This is a genomic window from Psychrobacillus faecigallinarum, assembly GCF_014836595.1.
Taxonomy (GTDB): domain Bacteria; phylum Bacillota; class Bacilli; order Bacillales_A; family Planococcaceae; genus Psychrobacillus; species Psychrobacillus faecigallinarum.
Window position 1 is genome coordinate 511,395 of sequence record NZ_JACSQO010000002.1, and the last position, 22,270, is coordinate 533,664.

The window sequence follows — 22,270 nt, forward strand, 5'->3', positions numbered from 1 at the left end:
TAATGGATGAAATTATTGCAACAATTTTGCAACCAGCAAAAGAAGTAATACAAACGTTCGTTTATATTCTCCTGTTCGGTTTTGCGTTTATGTGTTTGGAATGGCTTATTCCCAGCAGTAAAAGGTTATTTAAATTATTGTTTATTTTTATTATTTGTTTTTACTGTTTGGAGCCTGCCTTTCGAACAGTAAAAATGGTTCAAGTAGTAACAGGTGAGCTGGTACACGTGTTTTTGGGAGTCTATCCAGTATTAACGGCAGGGATAGCTTTATCTGGAGGGGCATTTCTAGTCACTCTATGGAACCCGGTCGTTTTGCTGTTCTCAACCTTTACATCTATTATGGTAGATAAAATTATGATTCCTGCATTATTAGCAGCCTTTCTCTTTGATTTAATCACTAGGATTCAACCTGCCATTTCTTTTTCTAAAATGTCAGATTTAATCCGTATGACTTTGGTGGGAGCCACCTCCATCATGCTTCTGTTATACAGTCTATTTATAACGGTCAATGGTGTGATTACTTGGTCAGTGAGCGGGGCTGTAAATGAAACAGTAAAAAGATTGATCTCTAACAATATACCTTTTGTTGGTTCTTTGCTTACCGAAAGTATCAGTACAATGAAAAGCTACTCATCTACAGCTTCTGCTATCACAGGAAATTCTATTTTGGTATCTATATTAGTTTTAATATCTATTCCAACGATACAAACAATTCTAATTGCGTTTCTATATCGCTTTCTCAGTGCAATTCTTGAACCTTTTGTTGATGGGCAGATTAGCGGTCTATTAGATGATATTGGAAAAACATTATTTGTACTTTCGATTATCTCCGTATTAATAGCCTTTGCGTTTTTCTTTACAATAATTTTAATCATGCTTTTTGCCAAACTATTGATAGGTGTGAAGGGTTAATGGTAGATTTCTCAGCATTACTATATGGAATTCTCCTGATTGTCATAATTGGAGAAATTCTATCTATCTTAATCGAGCAATTGGACAAGGAGAGAACAGGCTTTTTCATAAAACTTTCCATAATCGTATGGATTATCTCCTTTTTCTTCATATAAATAGATTGTGTTGCATAAAGTATGTTATCCAATATGAAAAGAAGGGTGAACTACTATCTCATTAAAACAAAAACCCACTTTTCGTTTTGTAGTTATAAGTTTAGCAGTATTAGTCATTAGTCTCTTATTTTCAGAGATTTTTGGGCTGACGGATGACGTAAAAAACAATTCCACCCCTCCAGAAGCTCAAACGAAGGATGAGCTCTCAGAAATACTTGAAAAAATTCATGGGGTTGGCAAGGTGTCTATTTACTTTCATTACGCAGAACGATCTGAAAATAAAAAGGAAAGTGATTCATCATTTTTCCAATGGACAAGTGAGAGCAAGATGGAAAAAGAAGAACTGATTGGAATACTGGTAGTTGCGGAAGGAGCGAGCGATAATCGTATAAAAAACAATCTTATAAAAACCCTTTCATCTGTTTTGCAAATATCTCCACATCGAATAGTGATAGAAGAAATGGAATTGGAGGATAAATAATATGAATATTAAAAAGAGATCCGTTTGGTTTTTAACTTTATTAAGCTTAGTTGCAGTGGTAACCGTGTATTACGCAACAGAAAAACCATCCCCTTTTGATGGAATTGCTTTATTTTCAAATGACTCGGTAGAGGATGTTAAGTTAGTAGAAACAGCTTCCACAAATGAAGAATCATTTGTTTCTCACAGTAATGCTTATGAAGAGTTACGTATGGAAGTTCAAGAAAAACGTAGTCAACTCCATGAGCAACTTGAATCTAAGGTTGCTTCAACTGAATTTACAGCTGAGCAAAAAAATGAGGCATATTCTCAAATTGAGCAGTTAGTGAAAATAGATTCAACAGAAGCGATGTTGGAGCTTATCATAAAGTCCCTAGGCTATGATGATGCCTTAGTTCGTATAGAGGACAACAAAGTGTTGATTGATGTAGTTTCAAATGAGCAATCCTCAAAAAAGGCTTCTGATATTGTTTATGCAGTGAAGAGAGAATATCCTCAAGCTTATCAAGTAGAAGTAAAATTTGATGGTCTGTAAGAGAGGTGCCTATAACGGGCACTTTTTTTCTGTTTATACTATATATAACAATTTATGGTTTAATTTTTTTAAATAAATTCACTAATATAGCGTATTAAAGTTACTGTATAAAAGGTAGTTTTTGGTTTGTTTAAGTCTGTTATTCCCTAAAAGTAATGAACATTTAAACGTTTCTATTCCCAATTAAACTAAAAACGACTAAAATGAAAAGGGAAGTATTAAATAGTAATTAAGGGAGATGGGCTAAATGAAGATCCAAGAAATCAGAGAAATTATTAAGCTAATTGATCAGTCTACACTAGATGAGTTTTCATATGAATCAGAAGGAACTAAAATTAAGATTAAAAGAGGGGATAAAAACTCTCACAAATCGACTATTCAATCATTAGAAAGCTCATCAGTTGGAGAGGCTTCGAAAGTAGAAACAATACAGGCTCCGGTTGTTAACGAGGCTCCAAAAGTAGTAGAAACAGAAAATCAAGTAGCAAAACTAGCTCCAGTTGAAGAAGATAATAGTTCTTTACATAAAATTACTTCTCCAATGGTCGGCACATTTTATCAATCTTCTTCTCCAGATACGCCTGCATATGTACAAGTTGGTAGTAAAGTGACTGCTGACTCAATCGTATGTATCGTAGAAGCGATGAAACTATTCAATGAAATTGAAGCAGAAGTAGACGGAGAAATTGTGGAAATCCTAGTTAAAGACGGACAATTGGTAGAATATGGCCAACCTCTGTTCCTAGTAAAAGCATAAATAGGGAAACAAAAGAGGAAAGGGGTAAGCATCATGAAAAAAGTGTTGATTGCCAATCGTGGCGAAATAGCTGTTCGTATAATTAGAGCATGTAAAGAACTTGATATTGAAACTGTTGCTGTATATTCTGAAGCGGATCGAGAGGCTTTACATGTACAACTAGCAGATGAGGCTTATTGTATAGGGCCTAGATTATCGAAAGACTCCTATTTGAACTTTTCAAATATTATCAGTGTGGCCAAGTTAACTGGCTGCGAAGGCATACATCCGGGTTATGGATTCTTAGCCGAAAATGCTGAATTTGCAGAGCTTTGTGAGGAGTGCGACATTAAGTTTATTGGTCCTACATCACAAGCGATTAAAAGCATGGGTATAAAGGATGTTGCTAAGGAAACTATGCAAAAAGCAGGAGTACCGACTGTTCCTGGATCTAAGGGAATCGTTGAAACCGAAGAGGACGCACTAAAAGTAGCAAATGAAATAGGTTTTCCAGTCATCATCAAAGCGACCGCTGGTGGTGGTGGTAAAGGAATACGAGTAGCAAAAGATGAAGCAGACTTGATCAAAGGGATTAAAATAACACAAAAAGAAGCGGCAGCAGCATTTGGTAACCCTGGCGTTTACTTAGAAAAATATATAGAGGTATTTCGTCATGTAGAGATTCAAGTGCTAGCAGATTCTTATGGAAATGCAGTGCATTTAGGAGAGAGAGATTGCTCCGTGCAAAGACGTATGCAAAAGCTTGTAGAGGAAGCTCCATCTCCAGCACTATCTGAGGAACTGCGCGCTGAAATGGGTAATGCAGCAGTTAAAGCTGCCCTAGCTGTTGGTTATGAAAGCGCTGGGACGGTTGAGTTTATCTTTGACCATATCAACCAAAAGTTTTACTTTATGGAGATGAATACCCGAATTCAAGTGGAGCATCCTGTTACGGAAATGATAACTGGCATAGATCTAATAAAACAAATGTTAAAAGTTGCAGCAGGAGAAAAATTGCCTTTCGCACAAAAAGATATTAAACTTAATGGATGGGCTATAGAATGTCGTATCAATGCAGAAAACCCAGATAAAAACTTCATGCCATCTCCAGGACTTGTTGAATTTTATTTACCGCCAGGTGGACTGGGGGTAAGAGTGGATTCAGCAGTATACCCAGGCTATACGATTCCACCGTTTTATGATTCTATGGTGGCTAAACTTATCACGTATGGTGAAACGAGAGAAGAGGCAATTGCTAAGATGAAGCGCGCACTTGGAGAATTTGCAATCGAAGGTGTGGAAACAACAATTGCCTTTCATGAAAAGCTCATGAATCACGAGGTATTTGTATCTGGAGATTTTGATACAAAGTTTTTAGAGAAATACGATGTGATGAATTCATAAAAAGGAGTGAGCCATATGACAGAAACAACCGAACAAAAATTTGTTCAAATGACTCCTGAAGGCAAAGAGTACTTAGGAACAATTGAAATTGCTCCTGAAGTAATCACAGTAATTGCTGGAATTGCTACAAATGAAGTAGAGGGTATCGCGGGAACGCGAGGAAACTTTGCTGCAGGAGTAGTAGAAAGATTAGGAAAAAAGGTGCATGGTAAAGGCATTAAAACAGAAATAACAAATGATGGTTTGTATATTGACGTATATTGTCTAGTAAAATACGGTGCTTCCGTACCAACTGTTGCAAGAGAAGTCCAATCCCAAATACGCCAAGCAATTGAGAATATGACTAGTTTAGTTCCAAAAGAAGTAAATGTTCATATTACTGGTGTGCAATTTGAAGCTACAGAATAATAGAAAAGGGCTCCCTAGGGGGCTCTTTTTCTTATTTTCTTCTTTCTAATAAGCACTTTCTAAAAAAATATGCTATTATGGGTTAGATAGCTACATTTAAAGGAGAACAAATAATGAAACGTAGAAAAGCAAGGGAGCTAGCACTGCAGGCAATATTCCAGCTAGACAATCATGAAATTACAATAGAAGAAGCTATAGGGCATGTTACTGAAGAAAATGACCCTTTTTTAACAGATTTAGTAAAGGGTACAATTGAACATAAAGAAGAAATCGATGCCTCTTTATCAGACAAGCTAGAAAACTGGTCTTTATCCAGATTGCCAAAAATCGAAAGAACAGTTCTTCGTATAGCTGTTTATGAATTATTATATGCAAACGAAGCTCCAGCAAAAGTAGTTATAAATGAGGCATTAGAAATATGCAAAATTTATGGAGACGAAAAATCAAGTCGATTTGTTAATGGAGTACTATCCAAATATACAGAGCAATAATCTTCAACATTAAGGAGCGTTTATAGTGGCAGATAATCTAATTAATGGAAAAGAAATAGCTGGAAAAGTTACAGAAAAAGTAAAAGAACGTGTAGATAATCTAAAAGCAAAAGGTATTACACCAGGATTAGCTGTTGTATTAGTTGGTAGTGATCCAGCTTCTCAAACCTATGTGAACAGTAAAACTAGAACATGTGAAAGACTTGGTATGTACTCGGTTATGATTGAGCTGGAAGAAACTATATCTGAAGAAGAGCTTTTAAATAGTGTTGAAAAGCTAAATCAGGACGAAAAGATACATGGCATTCTAATTCAGTTGCCTCTCCCTAAACAAATCAATGAGGATCGTGTAATTGCAGCTATATCTCCATTGAAAGATGTAGATGGATTTCATCCAGTAAGCGTAGGAAAGATGATGATTGGTCAGCCGACCTTCCTATCTTGTACACCTTTTGGTGTGATGAAACTATTAGAATATAGCGACGTTGAAATAGAAGGAAAACACGCTGTGGTTATTGGGCGAAGTAACATCGTTGGAAAACCAATGGGTCAGCTCCTTTTACAAAAGAATGCTACGGTAACTTACTGCCACTCAAAAACGAAGAACTTACATAACCATACAAAGCAAGCTGATATATTAATAGTGGCTACAGGTCAGCCGAAAATGATTGACTCTAGTTACTTAAAAGAAGGCGTAGTTGTAATTGATGTTGGAATACATCGAAATGAAGACAACAAGTTATGCGGTGACGTAGATTTTGCTTCTGCAAAAGAAGTAGCATCTAAAATTACTCCAGTTCCTGGAGGAGTAGGACCAATGACTATTGCTATGTTAATGGAAAATACATGCTTGGCTGCTGAGAATACACTAGATAAATAAGCTAAAAGCTGTTCTACAGTAGAACAGCTTTTAGCTTGTCATCAAGTAGTAGGAGTTGATATTATGTCTCATACATATTTAACTGTAAAAGCTTTAACTAAATACATAAAAAGAAAATTTGATGCAGATACCCATTTGCGTGATGTGTACGTTAAAGGAGAACTTTCCAATGTGAAGGTACATTCTAGTGGTCACATCTATTTCACTCTAAAAGATGAGTCAGCTCGTTTAACATCTGTCATGTTTGCTATGAATGCTCGAGGTCTTAAATTTGTACCTGAGAGTGGTATGAATGTGTTGGTGCGTGGGGATATAAATGTATTTGAGGCAGCAGGTCAATATCAGCTATATGCATCTTCTATACAGCCGGACGGGATAGGTGAACTTTTTCTTGCTTTTGAGCAGTTAAAGAAAAAGCTTGAACAAGAAGGTCTTTTCCATCCTAGCAGAAAAAAACAGCTGCCAGCTTTCCCTAAAAAGATTGGTGTTGTTACTTCAAAGACAGGAGCAGCGATACGAGATATTTTGACTACTTTGGAAAGACGTTATCCAATTTGTGAGGTACTCGTTTTCCCAAGTATCGTTCAAGGCCCACAGGCAGCGCCTTCAATAGTGAAGTCTATTAGGGAGGCAAACGCCTTAGGTGATATTGATGTGATGATAGTGGGAAGAGGAGGAGGCTCCATTGAGGATCTTTGGGCATTTAATGAGGAAATAGTTGCTCGTGCTATTGCAGAGAGCAAAATTCCCATTATTAGTGCTGTTGGCCATGAAACAGATACGACTATCGCTGACTTTGTATCTGATTTGAGGGCACCTACTCCTACGGCAGCAGCAGAAATGGCAGTACCTAGTAAAGAGAACTTAATGAAGAATATTTTGTCTTACCAATCGGCTAGTCTTCATTTTGTTACGAAAAGACTTGCCGATGAAAAAAATAGATACCGTAGGGCTATTACTTCGCCTGTAATGGCAACTCCAGAAAAACTGTATCGTCCTTTTATAGAAAGGTATATTCGGGCAGAACAACAACTTCATAAAGAAGTTAAACGGATATCACAAGAAAAAAACAGGAACTTTTTTCAGTTAGAAAATAGATTTAAACAACTTTCCCCACAAAAGCTTATAACGATACAGTCAAAAACATTACAAACAAGTACCAATCAACTTACACAAGCAATGATTGCATCCTTTGAAAAAAATCGACAACAGTTTACTGGTTCGTTAAGAACTTTGCAGGCGTTAAATCCTTTGAAAATTATGGATCGCGGATATAGTATTACTTACAAAGAAGGCATATTAGTTAAGTCTGTAGAAGATGTCCAACAGGGTGATTCTATTTTTGTAACATTATCAGATGGTCAAATAGAGGCTACAGTTCAACAAGCAGTTAGTAAAGAGGGGGTAAAATAGCATGGCAAAAAAAGAAATTCCATTCGATGAGGCAATGCTACAATTAGAACAAATTGTACGACAGCTAGAACAAGGGGATGTTCCTCTTGAAAATGCGATTGAACTTTATCAAAACGGAATGGAACTATCTAAATTGTGCAGTGATAAATTACAAAGCGCTGAGAAACAATTAGTATCTTTCATGGGCGAAAATAAAGAAGAAGCAGGGAAAACTGATGAGTAACTTAAATACATTTATCCAAGCCAACCAACCGCTTATTGAACAACAGCTGGAATCGATGATTAATGAAATTCAAGCACCTTCTCAACTAAAAGAAGCAATGCTATATTCCCTTAAAGCTGGTGGAAAGAGAATACGTCCCTTATATACGCTAGCGGTATTAAAGGAACTAAACGTTAAAAACGAAGATGCCATAAAAGTTGCTAGCACAATAGAGATGATTCATACTTATTCTTTAATACATGATGATTTACCTAGCATGGATAATGACGATCTTCGTAGAGGAAAGCCAACTAACCATAAAGTTTTTGGAGAGGCTTTGGCGATTCTTGCTGGAGATGCTTTAGTAACATTGGCTTTTGGTATTATTGCGAGACTAAAAAATCTGGATGCTGAACAAAAAGTCTTCTTAATCGACCGTCTTAGCTTTGCTTCAGGAGCTGAAGGGATGGTTGGTGGCCAAGTATTAGATATTCTTGGTGAGGGTAAAACTTTATCCTTAGAGGAATTAGAAGAGGTCCATATTAACAAAACCGGTGCACTCTTGTTATTCAGTATTATAGCAGGAGGAATTATTGCAAAAGCTAACGAGGAAGTCATGGATGCTTTGCGTCAATATGCTTTCCACATTGGTCTGGCATTTCAAATTCAAGATGATATTCTTGATATTGAGGGTACATCCGAGCAATTAGGAAAAACTGCAGGAAAAGATATATTAAGTGAAAAGAATACGTATCCTTCTATACTGACAATGGCTGGTGCCAAAGAACAACTAAAAAGACAGTATGATTTAGCAACTGAGGCACTTAACCAAGTAAATCTTAACGATGGACTTTTAATAGAACTTGCTAATTACATAACAAAAAGGTCAAAATAAATAGCGTATAATTTTGTTTTATGAGTAAATATTGATATGATTATACCTAGCTGTATTTAAGGAAATCTAAAAGAAGGTGTGTGATGGCAATGGATTTAACTTCAATTTCTGGTCCATCCTTTTTAAAAAGTTTAGACAATGAACAATTAAAGGACTTAAGTGAAGATATTCGTTCGTTTTTAATAGAAAAATTATCAGTAACAGGTGGACATATTGGACCGAATTTAGGTGTAGTAGAGCTAACGGTTGCACTGCACAAGGCGTTTAATAGTCCAGATGACAAATTTCTTTGGGATGTTGGACACCAAGCTTATGTTCACAAGATTCTTACGGGTCGTGCAGATCAATTCGATACTCTTCGCCAATTCAAGGGTCTTTGTGGATTTCCAAAAATGATTGAAAGTGAGCACGATGTTTGGGAGGCAGGGCATAGTTCAACCTCGCTATCTGCAGCAATGGGAATGGCTAAGGCTAGGGATATACAGAAAAAGAAAAACTATGTTATTCCTATTATTGGAGATGGTGCTCTAACTGGTGGTATGGCATTAGAGGCATTGAACCATATTGGACACGAAAAAACCGATATGATTGTCATTTTGAATGACAACGAAATGTCTATTGCACCTAATGTGGGAGCTTTGCATAATGTCCTTGGAAAATTACGTACTCATGGCACATATAACAAAGCTAAGGATGAAATTGAGTCACTTCTGAAAAAAATTCCAGCAGTTGGCGGCAAATTAGCTGGCACAGCTGAACGTCTTAAAGACACTATGAAATACCTACTTGTATCAGGCGCATTTTTTGAAGAATTAGGTTTTACTTATCTAGGACCAATTGATGGCCACAGCTTTGAAGACTTAGAAGAAAACCTGAAGAATGCCAAAAAGATGAAAGGTCCTGTTCTTATCCATGTTATCACTAAAAAGGGTAAAGGTTTTAAACCTGCTGAACAAGACAAAATTGGAACATGGCATGGTACAGGTCCCTATAAAATGGAGACTGGAGATTTCGTTAAGTCTTCTTCAAAAGCACCTTCCTGGAGTGCGCTAGTAGCTGAGACAGCAAGGAAACTAGCTCGTGATGATCGCCGTATTGTTGCTATCACACCTGCAATGCCAGTAGGTTCCAAATTGGAAGGGTTTGCATCAGAGTTTCCAGATAGAATGTTCGATGTAGGTATTGCAGAACAACATGCCACTACAATGGCAGCAGGAATGGCAGCGGAAGGTATGAAACCTTTATTAGTTATTTATTCAACATTCCTTCAACGTGCATATGATCAGGTGCTTCATGATATTTGTCGTCAAAACTTAAATGTGGTAATCGGAATAGATCGTGCTGGATTAGTTGGGGCAGATGGAGAAACACATCAAGGAGTATTTGATATTTCCTTCCTTAGACATATGCCTAATATGGTTATCATGATGCCAAAAGATGAAAATGAAGGACAACATATGGTCAAAACAGCATTTGACTACTCTGATGGCCCAATTGCTCTTCGTTATCCGCGTGGTAATGGTCTTGGTGTTATGATGGACGAAGAATTAAATCCAATTCCAATCGGCACTTGGGAAGTCTTAAAAGAAGGCAGTCAAGCAGTGATTCTTACTTTTGGTACAACTATTTCAATGGCACTACAAGCAGCGGACGAATTAAGTAAACTAAATATCTCTGTAGAAGTTGTAAATGCTCGATTTATTAAACCTTTAGACGAAGAAATGCTTAAAGATATTCAAAAACGCAACATCCCTATTATTACTGTGGAAGAAAGTGCATTACAAGGTGGATTTGGCAGTGCTGTCCTAGAGTTTTATAATGAACAAAACCTACAAGCAAATGTTAAGCGCATCGGTATTCCGGATATCTTCATTGAACATGGTGAAGTAAATCAGTTGCTGCAAGAGATTAATATTACAACTGAAAGCATTGTGGAACTTGTAAAAACTTCCGTAAATGAAAGCCCAAGGTATATCTCCTTATGAGCAAGATTCCAAAGGAGAGAGTAGACATACTCTTAGTAGAACAAGGTTTGTTTGAAACAAGAGAAAAAGCTAAACGTGCTATTATGGCAGGTCTCATCTACAAGAACGAAGAGAGAATAGACAAACCGGGAGAGAAGATTGAAACCACTTCTATTTTAACTGTTAAGGGTCAGGTGCTGAAATATGTCAGCCGTGGCGGTTTGAAACTCGAAAAAGCAATAGAGCAGTTTGACATAGAGATTGAGAATAAGATCATGCTCGATATTGGCTCTTCAACTGGGGGATTTACAGATTGTGGACTCCAAAATGGCGTTTCACATGCGTATGCACTGGATGTCGGTAGTAATCAATTGGCATGGAAAATAAGGCAGGATTCACGTGTAACTGTAATGGAAAAGACAAACTTCCGTTACTCCACACCTGCTGATTTTCAAGAAGGATTACCATCCTTTGCCTCTATAGATGTTTCTTTTATCTCGCTTAAGCTTATCTTTCCAACATTAAAAACGATCTTGCTTCCTGGTGGAGACGTTATTGCATTAGTTAAGCCGCAGTTTGAGGCTGGAAAAGATCGAGTAGGCAAAAAAGGTGTAGTTAGAGAAAAAGTTGTTCATATAGAAGTCTTGAAGGAGATAGCAGATTTTGCTGAAAGCCAAAACTTCCAATTAAAAAATGCTTCCTTTTCGCCTATAACCGGGGGAGAGGGAAATATAGAATTTCTATTTCATCTGGTTAGTGTAAACGAGGGAGAAGTTACCTCACATGACATAGACTTTGAAAAACTAGTTAATGAGGCACATAATTCGTTAAAATAACCCGCGACTCATCATGAGTCGCGTTTTTTCTTGTTACTTTTGCAATGAAATGCTAAGGTATAATTAAAATAGAATATTTATACAGCAAGGAGATAATTATGAACAAAGGACAACGGCATATTCGTATAAGAGATATTATCGCGAATTATGAAATCGAGACTCAAGACGACTTAGTAGATCATCTTAAGAACGCAGGTGTTAACGTAACTCAAGCGACTGTCTCTAGAGATATTAAGGAATTACATTTAGTGAAAGTTCCATTGCCAAATGGAAACTACAAGTATAGCCTCCCGGCAGACCAAAGATTCAATCCTATGCAAAAACTGCATAGAGCGTTAACAGATGCCTTTGTTAGCATTGATGGAGCTAGCCATTTCTTAGTGATGAAGACACTGCCAGGAAATGCTCACGCAATAGGTTCTTTAATTGATTATTTGGATTGGGAAGAAATATTGGGCACAATTTGTGGCGATGATACGTGTCTGATCCTTTGCAGAGCCGAAAGTGATTGTGAGGCAGTTAAAAGCCGATTGCTTGAAATGTTATAGGAATATCACTTAAATGTATAAGTGAAATCTACTTCACTTATACATTCAAGCTGTTCTATCTTTAAATAGAGGTGATAGGTTTGTTAAAAGAACTTTCCATTAAAAATTTTGCGATAATAGATGAACTTACTGTAAGCTTTGAAGAAGGTTTAACTGTGCTAACTGGTGAAACTGGAGCTGGAAAATCAATCATTATTGATGCGGTTCATCTGCTTTGCGGAGGTAGAGGATCACAGGAATTTATTCGACATGGCGCAAAAAAGGCAGAGCTAGAGGGACTATTTATCATTTCAGATCCAAAGCATAGCGTTTTTAAGAAAATGCTAGATGTTGGTATTGATAAAGATGAGGAAACAATCATTTTGAGAAGAGATATAAATGAGTCTGGAAAAAGTGTCTGTAGAGTAAATGGGAAACTTGTAACAATTGGTATTTTAAGAGAAATTGGTGCCAGTTTAATAGATATCCATGGTCAGCATGAAAGCCAAGAGCTAATGGATGACAAGGCACATATTCACTTGCTTGACCAATTTGCTGGAGACGACCTGAAGGCAGTAAAAGAAGCGTATAGGGAATTATTTAGTAAATACAAAAAATGGAAAAAAGAATTGGCTACATTGACGGAAAATGAGCAGCAAATTGCCCATAAAATTGACCTGTACACATTTCAAGTAGAAGAAATTGATGAAGCTCAATTAAAAAGAGGAGAAGAAGAATCTCTTCAGAATGAAAAGAAAAAGCTATTAAACTTTCATAAAATGTTTGATAAAATCAGCAGCTCATATGATGCCATTTTAGGAGAATCTAAAGGATTAGACTATATAGGTTCTGCTATGTCTGATTTACAAGATATTTCGGATGTAGACGAGAATATGAAGGATTTAAGCGAAAGCGTTTCTTCGGCATTTTATATATTGCAGGACGCAGCACATCAACTTAAAAATGATTTAGATGAAATGGAGTATGACAGCAATCAACTTCAAATTGTAGAAGATCGATTGGCTTTAATACAGACTTTAAAAAGAAAATATGGAGCCTCGATTGAAGAAATTCTTGAATACAAAGAACAGATTCAACATAGCTTGGACCAATTAGTCAATCGAGATGAACAAATTCAAAAAATGGCAGAAAAAATACGTCAAATTGAAATAGATCTTCAGCTAGAGGCTAACGAGTTAACCGATAAACGGAAGGCCGCATCTTCCTTGTTGAGTAACGCTATTATGGAGCAGCTTCAGGAGCTTTATATGGAAAAAGCAACTTTTGCTGTTATGTTCCATGATCATCCTAATCCTATCTATAATGAAGATGGTATAGACGATTTATCCTTTTATATATCTACAAACGTTGGTGAACCGTTAAAGGCTTTAACTAAAATTGCTTCAGGTGGCGAATTATCTAGAATGATGCTTGCTTTAAAAAGTATTTTTTCGAAGCATCAAGGCATTACCTCTATTATTTTTGATGAGGTAGATACTGGTGTGAGCGGCCGAGTTGCCCAAGCGATTGCTGAAAAAATTGCGGGCATTGCGACAAATTCACAAGTTTTGTGTATATCTCATCTTTCCCAAGTTGCAGCGATGGCTGACCAGCATTTATTGATTAGAAAAGAAGTTTCTGGAAATCGTACCTATACGTTGCTGGAAGAAATAACGGATGACCAACGGGCCGAGGAATTAAGCAGAATGATGTCAGGCACGGAAATCACAACTACTACTTTAAAGCACTCCAAAGAATTACTAAAAATTGCAAATGAACGAAAAAAAGTGTTAAGAAACTCTTGAGGACCCATTACTTTTGGGTCTTCTTTTTTTATCAATTATTTACCTCACATAGAGTTCTTAGCGAAGGACATAGTAAAGTGTATGGGAGGTGAAATATGAAAAAAAGCTATCGAATTTGGTCGCTTTTGCCAATTATTTTCTTGACTTTATTCTTTCTAAGCACCACTGCATTTGCTTCTAAAGTTTCCGTTGTCCCGCTTGGGCAATCTATTCAGATCGACCTCCAATACGGATCTGTATTTCTTAGTCATGATGTCTTGATAACAGATGATTATTGGCTAAAATCTGGTGATACAATTCATCAAATAAACGACCAAACGATATCGAGTATTGATGACTTAAAAAGACAATTGAAAGACAAGAAACAAATTATTATTCAGTATGAGCGCAACAAAACAATGTATACGAAAGATATGAGTGCTGATCAAATGATTAAACTCTTTCCTTTCTTGCGTGATGCAACTGAAGGAATTGGAACTTTAACCTATTTCGATCCGTCAACCAATGAATTTGGCGCATTAGGGCACCAAATTGTCGATCATACATCTGGTGTTACGCCAAAATTTTCAGAGGGCTCTATTTATTTGTCCTCTATTGAGCAAATTAAAAAAAGCATTCCTGGCAAACCTGGATATAAAATTACTTCACACGGAAACAATAGTCCTCCCATTGGAGGAGTAAATGAAAATAACGTTTATGGAGTTTTCGGTAAGTTAGAAAACAAAGCATTAGCCAATATTCCAATGCATCAGGTAGCAGTAGCAGAAAAAGAAGAAATTACGACTGGCAAAGCTATCATGCGTACTTCAATCGATGGTGAAAAAGTACAAGACTTTACAATTAACATCTCTTCTGTCGATGGACATTTATTTCAATTCACTGTGACCGATCAACAGCTTATCAAAAAGACAGGTGGAATTCTCCAAGGAATGAGCGGTAGCCCAATCATCCAGGCAGACAAAATTATTGGTGTCGTAACTCATATGTATGTCGACAAACCCAAAAACGGTGCAGCTTTAGCAATAACTGAGATGATGAAAAAAAATCCATGAAGTATAGATGAAAAGGCTACATCCTATTTTGGATGTAGCCTTTTTTGTGTCTTAAGGTGGATATAAGGTCTTGCGTTTTTACGATACATAGGTTTAAAATGTTAATGAATAAAATTCGACAAAGCATAAGAAAAGATTTACAATTTGTCGTAATACCACGTAATCATAATAGGAAAGAATCATTTTTATTTTATAAAAAGGAAGTGGGAAAAAGATAGCGAATAATATCTATGTAAAAAATTACAAAAGGTGGATGAACTTATATGGAGAAAATAAAAATTGCAATAGTCGACGATAACAAAGATTTAATACGCACAATGGATTCTTATTTTGAGCAGCATCCTGAAATAGAGGTTATCGGTACTGCTTATAATGGAAAATTATGTTTGGAATTGTTAGAATCAATCAAACCAGACGTTTTGCTGTTGGATATTATCATGCCGCATCTTGATGGAATTGCTGTTTTAGACTCTTTACAGAAAAATAACAAGCTGAAGGATTTACAAGTCATCATGTTAACTGCATTTGGTCAGGAAGATGTGATGAAACAGGCTGTAGATCTTGGGGCCTCTTATTTCATGCTGAAGCCTTTTGAATTTGACCGTTTAGTGACACAAATTATTCAGGTTGCTGGAAGAAAGGGCTCTATTCAGGAAGCACCTGCAAAGTCCAATCCTGAAAAAGAAGCATTACAAAATAAGCGCATGATTGATAATACTATTACTAATGTTATTAAAGAAATGGGAGTACCTGCGCATATTAAAGGTTATTCTTATCTTCGTGAAGCAATTCAAATGGTATATGCTGATATTGAACTGTTAGGCTCCATTACGAAAGTATTATATCCAGAAATAGCAAAAAAATTTCAAACAACTCCTTCTCGTGTTGAGCGTGCCATTCGTCATGCAATTGAAGTAGCATGGAATCGTGGAAACTATGAAACTATCTCGAAAATGTTCGGCTACACAGTTCATCACTTAAAGTCTAAACCTACAAATAGTGAATTCATCGCGATGATCGCAGACAAAATTCGTATGGAAAATATGGCTAGTTGAAAGTGAAAGAATCAAGTTTCCAGATATAAAATAATAGTGAACGGTGCAACGAATTTTTAACACCATTCCAATGAACTTTAATTTTGACGTAGCAACTAAATATCGTTGCCCGACCTACTATTAAGAGTGGGTCTTTTTTTATTTTTAGAATGGTAATTAACTTAGTATAGTTATTCAGTAGATTTAGAAATTAAGAAAAAGTAAAATCATTATATTATTTTTTTCTTATAGATATTTGTTTGAAGTATTATGGTAAAATATATTTATACTGAAAATTGGCAGAAAATTCATGGTATTGCTCCAGGTTTTATCATACATTAGATCAGTAAAACTTTATTACTTATCTAATGGGTGAAAAGATCTGAAAAAATATTTTTTAATGTAGTATCAATGTCATGTTGGAACATGTATTGTTTAATAGATTAATAAATATCCCTCCTCAAAAATGAATTTTTAAAGTAGTTTTGCAAGTTTTCAAGGTTGAAGAAGATAATATATCTTTAGAAGGGTTGAGAAGAAATTGGTTATTGAAGATAATGATAATTTAACCATAACTGAAAAGAATGGACAGGTCTTTTTGTTTACAAAAAAAGATGGTTTTAGTTTAAAAAAGTTCGAAGAATATATTAGAAAATACCCACGCTTCAAAATCACAAGTTTTACAGCTTTAAAAAAAGCACTCTCGACTAAATCTACAGAACCTCAAGAAATAGGAAATTGGCTAGATTTAATTGAAATAGACATTAGTGCAGATTATATGGAAGTACTTTTGACTATAAACGAATCACCTACATACATTCAGGATAATATCATAGAAGTACAGACCCACATACATAAGCTACTCGAAGAACATAACATTAAATTTGGCAAAAAAACATTAGATATATTATCTTTAAAAACTGGGAAGCCTTTTATAATTGCACAAGGAAAGTCTCCTCAAAAAGGAGAAAATGCGCATGTTAGTTATTTAGAGCAAGCCGAAAAAAAGCCTGTGATAAACGAAGATGGTAAGGCAGATTATTTTGATATGAATTTTATCAAAGAGATAGAAGAGGGATCATGGCTAGGAGAAAAAGTTCCTGCTAAAGAAGGTATAGACGGTATAAATGTCTATGGGGAATATGTGCCGGCAAGTCCTGGAGATGACGTCCAACTTAAATACGATGCAAAATCTGCATATGAAATTGAAGAGGATGGTAAAATCGTACTTCGCTCTAAAACAAAGGGTGTCATTGGTGAAGTAAATGGAGTGTTATCCGTACTAAAACATTTAATTGTAGATGGGGATGTTGGAATAGAAACAGGAAATTTAAAGTTTGATGGTTCTATTCAAGTTAAAGGTACTGTGATGGCTGGGTACTCCGTTATTGCTTCAGGTGATATTTCAATCGAAGGTAAAGAAGGAGTTAATTCCGCCGAGCTAATAAAATCAGCTGAAGGAGATGTCTTTATTAAAGGAGGCATTTTTGGTCGTGGAATAACCAAGGTAGAGGCACATAATAATATATATATTAAACATGCCAACGAATGTACACTACAGGCAAAAGAACAGGTGCATATCGGCTTTTATGCACTTGGTGCAACTATTTTTGCTCATGAAATTATATTAGATGATCGAAAAGGGAAAATTATTGGAGGAAAGGCTGTAGCAGTCAATTCAATTACAACAGCATTTAGCGGAAATAGCATGGAAAGAAAAACAGAACTTGTCGTGCAAGGTATAGACCGCAAAATCTTAACCGAAAATGCTAAAACTTTGGCAGAAAAGATGGTAAAGCTACAAGAGGAAGCAACTAAATTAAACTATCAAATCTATCAGCTTGGCGAATTGAAAGACAATATGACTACTCAGCAGAACGGGATATATGAGAAAACTAAACAAAAATACAATCTTTTACAGCAGGATGTGAAAGAAACAGATAGAGAAATACAACGTATTTTAAAATTGCTAAGAAGTAACGTAGAATACTATGTTAATGTTACAAAAGAGGCAAATCCGGGTACCATTATACAAATTGGAAATAAATCTTCCTTCTTAACAACTACTACAAAAGGAAAATTTAAGTTAGAAAATGGGGAGTTAAATGTCTAATCTACCGGTATACGCGCATCGTGGTGGCGCTACAAAGTATGTCGAAAATTCACTTAGGTCTTTTGAGTATGCAAAGAAAATAGGCGTGGACGGAATTGAAATGGATTTGCAACTTTCAGCGGATGGAGTGGCTTTTGTTACCCATGATTTGGACTTTTTTAGATTAGCAGGTATAAACAGAAGAATAACTGATATGGCTGCTGAGGAGATTCTTCAGCTAAAACTAGGGAAAACGTTTCTACGTAGATTTTTATATTCAAGAGTACTTAGTTTTGACGACTTTCTATCTTTTTTTGAACAAACAAATTTGAAGCTAAACGTGGAATTTAAGGAATCTTTTCTTGGAAAAACAGAAAAAATTGAAGAAGTAGTGTACAAGACAAAAAATATTAAGGATGTTCATTTTTCTTCTTTTGAAGAAAGCATTCTAGAAACTATACAAAGAATGCCTATAAAAACAAAAACTGCTTTTATCGGAAAGAAAAATTCCAGTTGGGATGAAATTTTAGCTAATCGCTCATATGATGCCATACACCTTAACAAAAAATTCTTTGGTACTGAACTAATGGATAGGATATGGGAGGCAGGATTTCCTATGCGATTTTATAATATAAAAGGAACGGAGAAATATTTGAAAAATCCGCCCAAATCGGTTATTGGGTGGATTACTGATTTTCCACTGAAACTAATTGAGCAACAAAATCGTTTATAAAATTACATCTTTTACAAAATAAAATTTCCACCTCAATGAAAAATTTCTTACTATGTATTCTAAATAACAAAAAGACTATAGACATGTTCAAATTTCTTTGAGTTTGTCTATAGTATAAAGACACAGGCTTTTCTAGTCTGTGTCTTTTTTCTTTTGAAATCGTGGTGCAACTTTTCCGTTTTTTCTATCTCTATTTAATAAAAAACCTGCAAAGAAGCCTAGACCTAGAACTGTAAAGATTAATCCGCAAATAAACTGAACGGCTAGTCCTCCAATAGGAAGTATTTGTAATCCAAAAAATGTATCTCTCATTAATTTGATTCCAAAAGCTGCCAATATTCCCGGTATTAATAACACGATTAAAGCTAATAAACGAGCCACTTTCTTCACTCCTGTTCCTTCTATTTTAATTTTACATTCAAGTTTATGATTGTCAATGATTGAAACTTACGTTATGATATAGAAGAAATGCAATAAGTTGCAGAAAAAAAGTGGGGGTGTGCATATTTTTGCAAAACATACTCATTGTAGGTGCAGGTAACGGTGGATATGCACTTCTCAAGTTAATAGAGCAGGCGGATTACCTTCAGGTTACCGCTATTGTAGATATTAACGATGAGGCTCCTGGAATAATCTACGCTAAACAACATAACATACCAATTTATAATGAGTGGAGGAGTTTGTTAAGCAAGGATATTCAAATCATTATTGATGTGACTGGTCAGAAGGAAGTGTTCTATGAATTACTTCAGAATAGACCTGCCACCGCTGTATTGATACCTGGTGAGATAGCCAACTTAATCGTTACATTGTTGGAAGAAAAAAATAGCTATATTCAAATTATCAACCAAAGAAAGGCCTTACAGGATCTCATTTTTAACTCCATAGAAGAAGGGATGATTGGCATTAACAGCCAAGGCATCGTCAACTTTTTTAATAAGAGCGCTGAAAGAATGACCTTAATTCCTGTAGAAGAGGCCATGGGTAAACATGTGGTTGATGTTATCTCCTTAAGTGAATTACCAAGAATATACGAAACAGGTAAGGTCGAACTGAACAAAGAACTTACTCTTGAAAGCGGTACCAAAATAGTTACCTCTAGGTATCCTATGGTCAATAATGAGGGTAAACGTATCGGAGCCTTCGCAGTATTTCAGGATATTTCGGAAGTAGTTCGTCTTGCCGAAGAAATTACAAATTTAACAGAAATACAAAAAATGCTTGAAGCAATCATTTATTCAAGTGAAGATGCCATATCTGTAGTAGACGAAGATGGCAAGGGAATTCTTATTAACCCTGCCTATACCCGAATCACGGGGTTTAGTGAAGAGGAAGTTATTGGGAAACCTGCTACTGCCGATATATCTGAAGGTGAAAGTATTCATCTAAAGGTACTTCAAACTAAAAAGCCTATTAGAGGTGTAAATCTTCGAGTCGGTAAGGAAGAGAAGGACGTCATTGTTAACGTAGCACCTATTTTAGTAAACAATCAGTTAAAAGGTAGTGTCGGTGTAATTCATGACATGACTGAAATGCGAGGTCTTATGAAGGAATTGGATCGAGCCAGGACTATTATTCGAACGCTTGAATCATCTTATTCCTTTGAAGACATAGTTGGTATTTCTGATGAAATCAACTTAGCAATAGAACAAGCAAAGCTGGCAGCGAATGTTCCAATAACCGTTCTTTTAAGGGGAGAGGTCGGTGCAGGAAAGGATTTGTTTGCGCATGCTATTCACGGAGAGAGCAGTCGCTCTATGTATCCTTTTGTACGAGTTAACTGTAGCTCACTAGAAGAGCACCTTTTAGAAAGAGAATTGTTTGGTTACCAAGAAGAAGGTATTACGTATCCAGGTAAACTGGAGGAAGCATTCAAGGGAACTATTTTCTTAGACGAGGTTGGGGAACTGACTAAGAAAACTCAGGCGAAGCTCTTACAGGTATTAAGAGAAAATGTTTTTGTACCTGTCGGGGGTACCGCACCTAAGCATGTGGATGTCCGAATTATTGCAGCAAGTAGTCTTAATTTGGAAAAAGCAATGAGAGAGGGTACATTTAGAGAGGACTTCTATTTTCAACTAAATCGAATGCCTATCTATATTCCTTCTTTACGCCAAAGAAAAAAAGATATTCCGCTACTTGCGGAACGATTGTTAGTTAAACTGAACCAAGAGTTTGGTCGCAATATCGAGGGATTTACCAATCAGGCACTCGAAATCTTATGTCTTTATGATTGGCCAGGTAATGTGCGAGAATTAGAGAATATTATAAGTCGCTCTATGATCTTTCTCCAACCGAATGATCGTTCAGTAGACGAACGGCATTTACCAAAATTAATGCTTCAGTTATCAACGGAAGAAGATGAAGATTCGATTGCTCCTTTATCGGAGCAAATGGATGAAATGGAGAAAAGAGTACTTGCCCAAGCACTTAATATATGTGAGGGCAATAAATCTAAAACAGCTAAAAGACTTAATATTTCATTACGTTCTCTGTATTATAAGCTGGAAAAATATAATCTCGTTTAATGGGGAAAATGTTCAAGTAAATAGGGGTATTTACTATAAATGATCTTAAACATGCATCAATTTAACTACTAGGAGGAACTTACAAATGGAAATCTTCAAATATATGGAAACTTATGATTACGAGCAATTAGTATTTTGCCAAGACAAAACTTCAGGACTTAAGGCGATTATCGCAATTCATGACACTACATTAGGGCCAGCACTTGGTGGGACTCGTATGTGGAATTATGCTTCAGAAGAAGAAGCAATTGAAGATGCTCTTCGTCTTGCTAAAGGGATGACATACAAAAATGCTGCTGCTGGACTCAACCTTGGTGGAGGAAAAACAGTAATTATCGGTGATCCATTAAAAGATAAAAACGAAGAAATGTTCCGTGCATTTGGACGTTTTATCCAAGGATTAAATGGTCGTTACATTACAGCAGAAGATGTGGGTACAACAGTAGCGGATATGGACCTTATACATGAGGAGACAAATTATGTAACTGGTATTTCAGAAGCATTTGGTTCTTCAGGTAACCCTTCACCAGTAACAGCTTATGGTGTATACGTAGGAATGAAAGCTGCTGCTAAAGAAGCATTTGGTTCTGATTCTTTAGAGGGGAAAACAGTTGCAGTGCAAGGTGTTGGGAACGTAGCTTATACTCTATGTGAATTCCTACATAAAGAAGGAGCAAAATTAGTAGTTGCTGATATTAACCAAAAATCAGTGGATCGTGCAGTCGAAGCATTTGGAGCTGTTCAAGTAGGGGTAGATGAGATCTACTCACAAGACGTAGATATTTTTGCACCATGTGCACTTGGAGCAATTGTAAACGATAATACTATTCCACAATTTAAAGCTAAGGTTATTGCAGGATCTGCAAACAACCAACTGAAAGATACAACACATGGTGACTTAATCCATGAAATGGGTATCGTTTATGCACCAGACTACGTGATCAATTCTGGAGGAGTTATTAACGTTGCAGACGAATTATATGGATATAACCATGATCGTGCGATGAAACGTGTGGCAGGTATCTACGATAAAATCGAACGTATCTTTGAAATTTCTAAACGTGACGGTATACCAACTTATGTAGCTGCTGATCGTTTAGCAGAAGAGCGTATTGCTCGTGTAAGTAAATCTCGCAGCCAATTTTTACAAAACGGAAAACATATTTTAAATGGCCGTTAATCGAT

23 protein-coding genes are annotated in these 22,270 nt (G+C 36.2%); 22 read left to right on the plus strand and 1 reads right to left on the minus strand.

What is annotated here, in order from left to right:
* Window positions 1-2: 2 nt before the first annotated feature.
* From H9650_RS07225 to H9650_RS07320, 20 genes are all read left to right on the plus strand, one after another.
* Window positions 3-914 (plus strand): stage III sporulation protein AE, encoded by a 912-nt coding sequence (locus H9650_RS07225; RefSeq protein WP_151109495.1) that lies wholly within the window; start codon window positions 3-5, stop codon window positions 912-914.
* Window positions 914-1,069 carry a hypothetical protein gene (locus H9650_RS07230; RefSeq protein WP_191696878.1) on the plus strand — a complete coding sequence of 52 codons (156 nt, stop codon included), beginning with the start codon at window positions 914-916 and terminating at the stop codon, window positions 1,067-1,069. Before H9650_RS07225 ends, H9650_RS07230 begins: the two co-directional genes overlap by 1 nt.
* A 241-nt stretch (window positions 1,070-1,310) precedes the next feature.
* Complete coding sequence (locus H9650_RS07235) at window positions 1,311-1,550, plus strand: hypothetical protein (protein WP_144536008.1); 240 nt, start codon at window positions 1,311-1,313, stop codon at window positions 1,548-1,550.
* Window position 1,551: 1 nt separating this feature from the next.
* Window positions 1,552-2,085, plus strand: coding sequence for a SpoIIIAH-like family protein (locus H9650_RS07240; RefSeq protein ID WP_144536010.1), 534 nt, complete (start codon window positions 1,552-1,554; stop codon window positions 2,083-2,085).
* A gap of 247 nt (window positions 2,086-2,332) precedes the next feature.
* Window positions 2,333-2,842, plus strand: a complete 510-nt coding sequence (gene accB, locus H9650_RS07245) for an acetyl-CoA carboxylase biotin carboxyl carrier protein (protein WP_144536012.1) — start codon at window positions 2,333-2,335, stop codon at window positions 2,840-2,842.
* 33 nt (window positions 2,843-2,875) lie between these two features.
* Window positions 2,876-4,225 carry an acetyl-CoA carboxylase biotin carboxylase subunit gene (gene accC, locus H9650_RS07250; RefSeq protein WP_191696879.1) on the plus strand — a complete coding sequence of 450 codons (1,350 nt, stop codon included), beginning with the start codon at window positions 2,876-2,878 and terminating at the stop codon, window positions 4,223-4,225.
* Between the two features lie 15 nt (window positions 4,226-4,240).
* Complete coding sequence (locus H9650_RS07255; protein WP_144536016.1) at window positions 4,241-4,633, plus strand: Asp23/Gls24 family envelope stress response protein; 393 nt, start codon at window positions 4,241-4,243, stop codon at window positions 4,631-4,633.
* Window positions 4,634-4,746: 113 nt separating this feature from the next.
* On the plus strand, window positions 4,747-5,124 hold the full coding sequence (nusB, locus tag H9650_RS07260) for a transcription antitermination factor NusB (RefSeq protein ID WP_191696880.1): 378 nt from the start codon (window positions 4,747-4,749) through the stop codon (window positions 5,122-5,124).
* A gap of 25 nt (window positions 5,125-5,149) precedes the next feature.
* Window positions 5,150-6,004, plus strand: coding sequence for a bifunctional methylenetetrahydrofolate dehydrogenase/methenyltetrahydrofolate cyclohydrolase FolD (gene folD / locus H9650_RS07265; RefSeq protein ID WP_191696881.1), 855 nt, complete (start codon window positions 5,150-5,152; stop codon window positions 6,002-6,004).
* Window positions 6,005-6,064: 60 nt separating this feature from the next.
* On the plus strand, window positions 6,065-7,417 hold the full coding sequence (gene xseA, locus H9650_RS07270; RefSeq protein ID WP_318245397.1) for an exodeoxyribonuclease VII large subunit: 1,353 nt from the start codon (window positions 6,065-6,067) through the stop codon (window positions 7,415-7,417).
* Window position 7,418: 1 nt separating this feature from the next.
* Window positions 7,419-7,640: an exodeoxyribonuclease VII small subunit gene (gene xseB, locus H9650_RS07275; RefSeq protein WP_144536024.1), complete on the plus strand. Its 222-nt coding sequence runs from the start codon at window positions 7,419-7,421 to the stop codon at window positions 7,638-7,640.
* Window positions 7,633-8,514, plus strand: a complete 882-nt coding sequence (locus H9650_RS07280) for a polyprenyl synthetase family protein (RefSeq protein WP_191696883.1) — start codon at window positions 7,633-7,635, stop codon at window positions 8,512-8,514. Before xseB ends, H9650_RS07280 begins: the two co-directional genes overlap by 8 nt.
* A gap of 89 nt (window positions 8,515-8,603) precedes the next feature.
* On the plus strand, window positions 8,604-10,499 hold the full coding sequence (dxs, locus tag H9650_RS07285; protein WP_191696933.1) for a 1-deoxy-D-xylulose-5-phosphate synthase: 1,896 nt from the start codon (window positions 8,604-8,606) through the stop codon (window positions 10,497-10,499).
* Window positions 10,496-11,314 (plus strand): TlyA family RNA methyltransferase, encoded by an 819-nt coding sequence (locus tag H9650_RS07290; RefSeq protein ID WP_144536040.1) that lies wholly within the window; start codon window positions 10,496-10,498, stop codon window positions 11,312-11,314. Before dxs ends, H9650_RS07290 begins: the two co-directional genes overlap by 4 nt.
* Window positions 11,315-11,412: 98 nt before the next feature.
* Window positions 11,413-11,862, plus strand: coding sequence for a transcriptional regulator AhrC/ArgR (gene ahrC / locus H9650_RS07295; RefSeq protein ID WP_144536042.1), 450 nt, complete (start codon window positions 11,413-11,415; stop codon window positions 11,860-11,862).
* 80 nt (window positions 11,863-11,942) lie between these two features.
* Window positions 11,943-13,646, plus strand: coding sequence for a DNA repair protein RecN (recN, locus tag H9650_RS07300; protein ID WP_191696884.1), 1,704 nt, complete (start codon window positions 11,943-11,945; stop codon window positions 13,644-13,646).
* Window positions 13,647-13,741: 95 nt separating this feature from the next.
* On the plus strand, window positions 13,742-14,698 hold the full coding sequence (locus tag H9650_RS07305; RefSeq protein ID WP_144536044.1) for a SpoIVB peptidase S55 domain-containing protein: 957 nt from the start codon (window positions 13,742-13,744) through the stop codon (window positions 14,696-14,698).
* A 263-nt stretch (window positions 14,699-14,961) separates the two neighbouring features.
* On the plus strand, window positions 14,962-15,753 hold the full coding sequence (gene spo0A / locus H9650_RS07310) for a sporulation transcription factor Spo0A (protein ID WP_144536046.1): 792 nt from the start codon (window positions 14,962-14,964) through the stop codon (window positions 15,751-15,753).
* A gap of 520 nt (window positions 15,754-16,273) precedes the next feature.
* Window positions 16,274-17,845, plus strand: a complete 1,572-nt coding sequence (locus tag H9650_RS07315; protein ID WP_191696885.1) for a DUF342 domain-containing protein — start codon at window positions 16,274-16,276, stop codon at window positions 17,843-17,845.
* A complete protein-coding gene (locus H9650_RS07320) occupies window positions 17,838-18,557 on the plus strand; it encodes a glycerophosphodiester phosphodiesterase (RefSeq protein ID WP_191696886.1) in 720 nt (239 codons plus the stop codon). Before H9650_RS07315 ends, H9650_RS07320 begins: the two co-directional genes overlap by 8 nt.
* Window positions 18,558-18,689: 132 nt before the next feature.
* Here the strand turns inward: H9650_RS07320 and H9650_RS07325 are convergent, their stop codons facing one another.
* On the minus strand, window positions 18,690-18,938 hold the full coding sequence (locus tag H9650_RS07325) for a DUF2627 domain-containing protein (RefSeq protein ID WP_144536052.1): 249 nt from the start codon (window positions 18,936-18,938) through the stop codon (window positions 18,690-18,692).
* A gap of 128 nt (window positions 18,939-19,066) precedes the next feature.
* On the opposite strand from H9650_RS07325, the gene H9650_RS07330 reads away from it, so the two are divergent.
* Window positions 19,067-21,085 (plus strand): sigma 54-interacting transcriptional regulator, encoded by a 2,019-nt coding sequence (locus H9650_RS07330; RefSeq protein WP_191696887.1) that lies wholly within the window; start codon window positions 19,067-19,069, stop codon window positions 21,083-21,085.
* Between the two features lie 85 nt (window positions 21,086-21,170).
* A complete protein-coding gene (gene bcd / locus H9650_RS07335; RefSeq protein ID WP_144536056.1) occupies window positions 21,171-22,265 on the plus strand; it encodes a branched-chain amino acid dehydrogenase in 1,095 nt (364 codons plus the stop codon).
* Window positions 22,266-22,270: the final 5 nt, after the last annotated feature.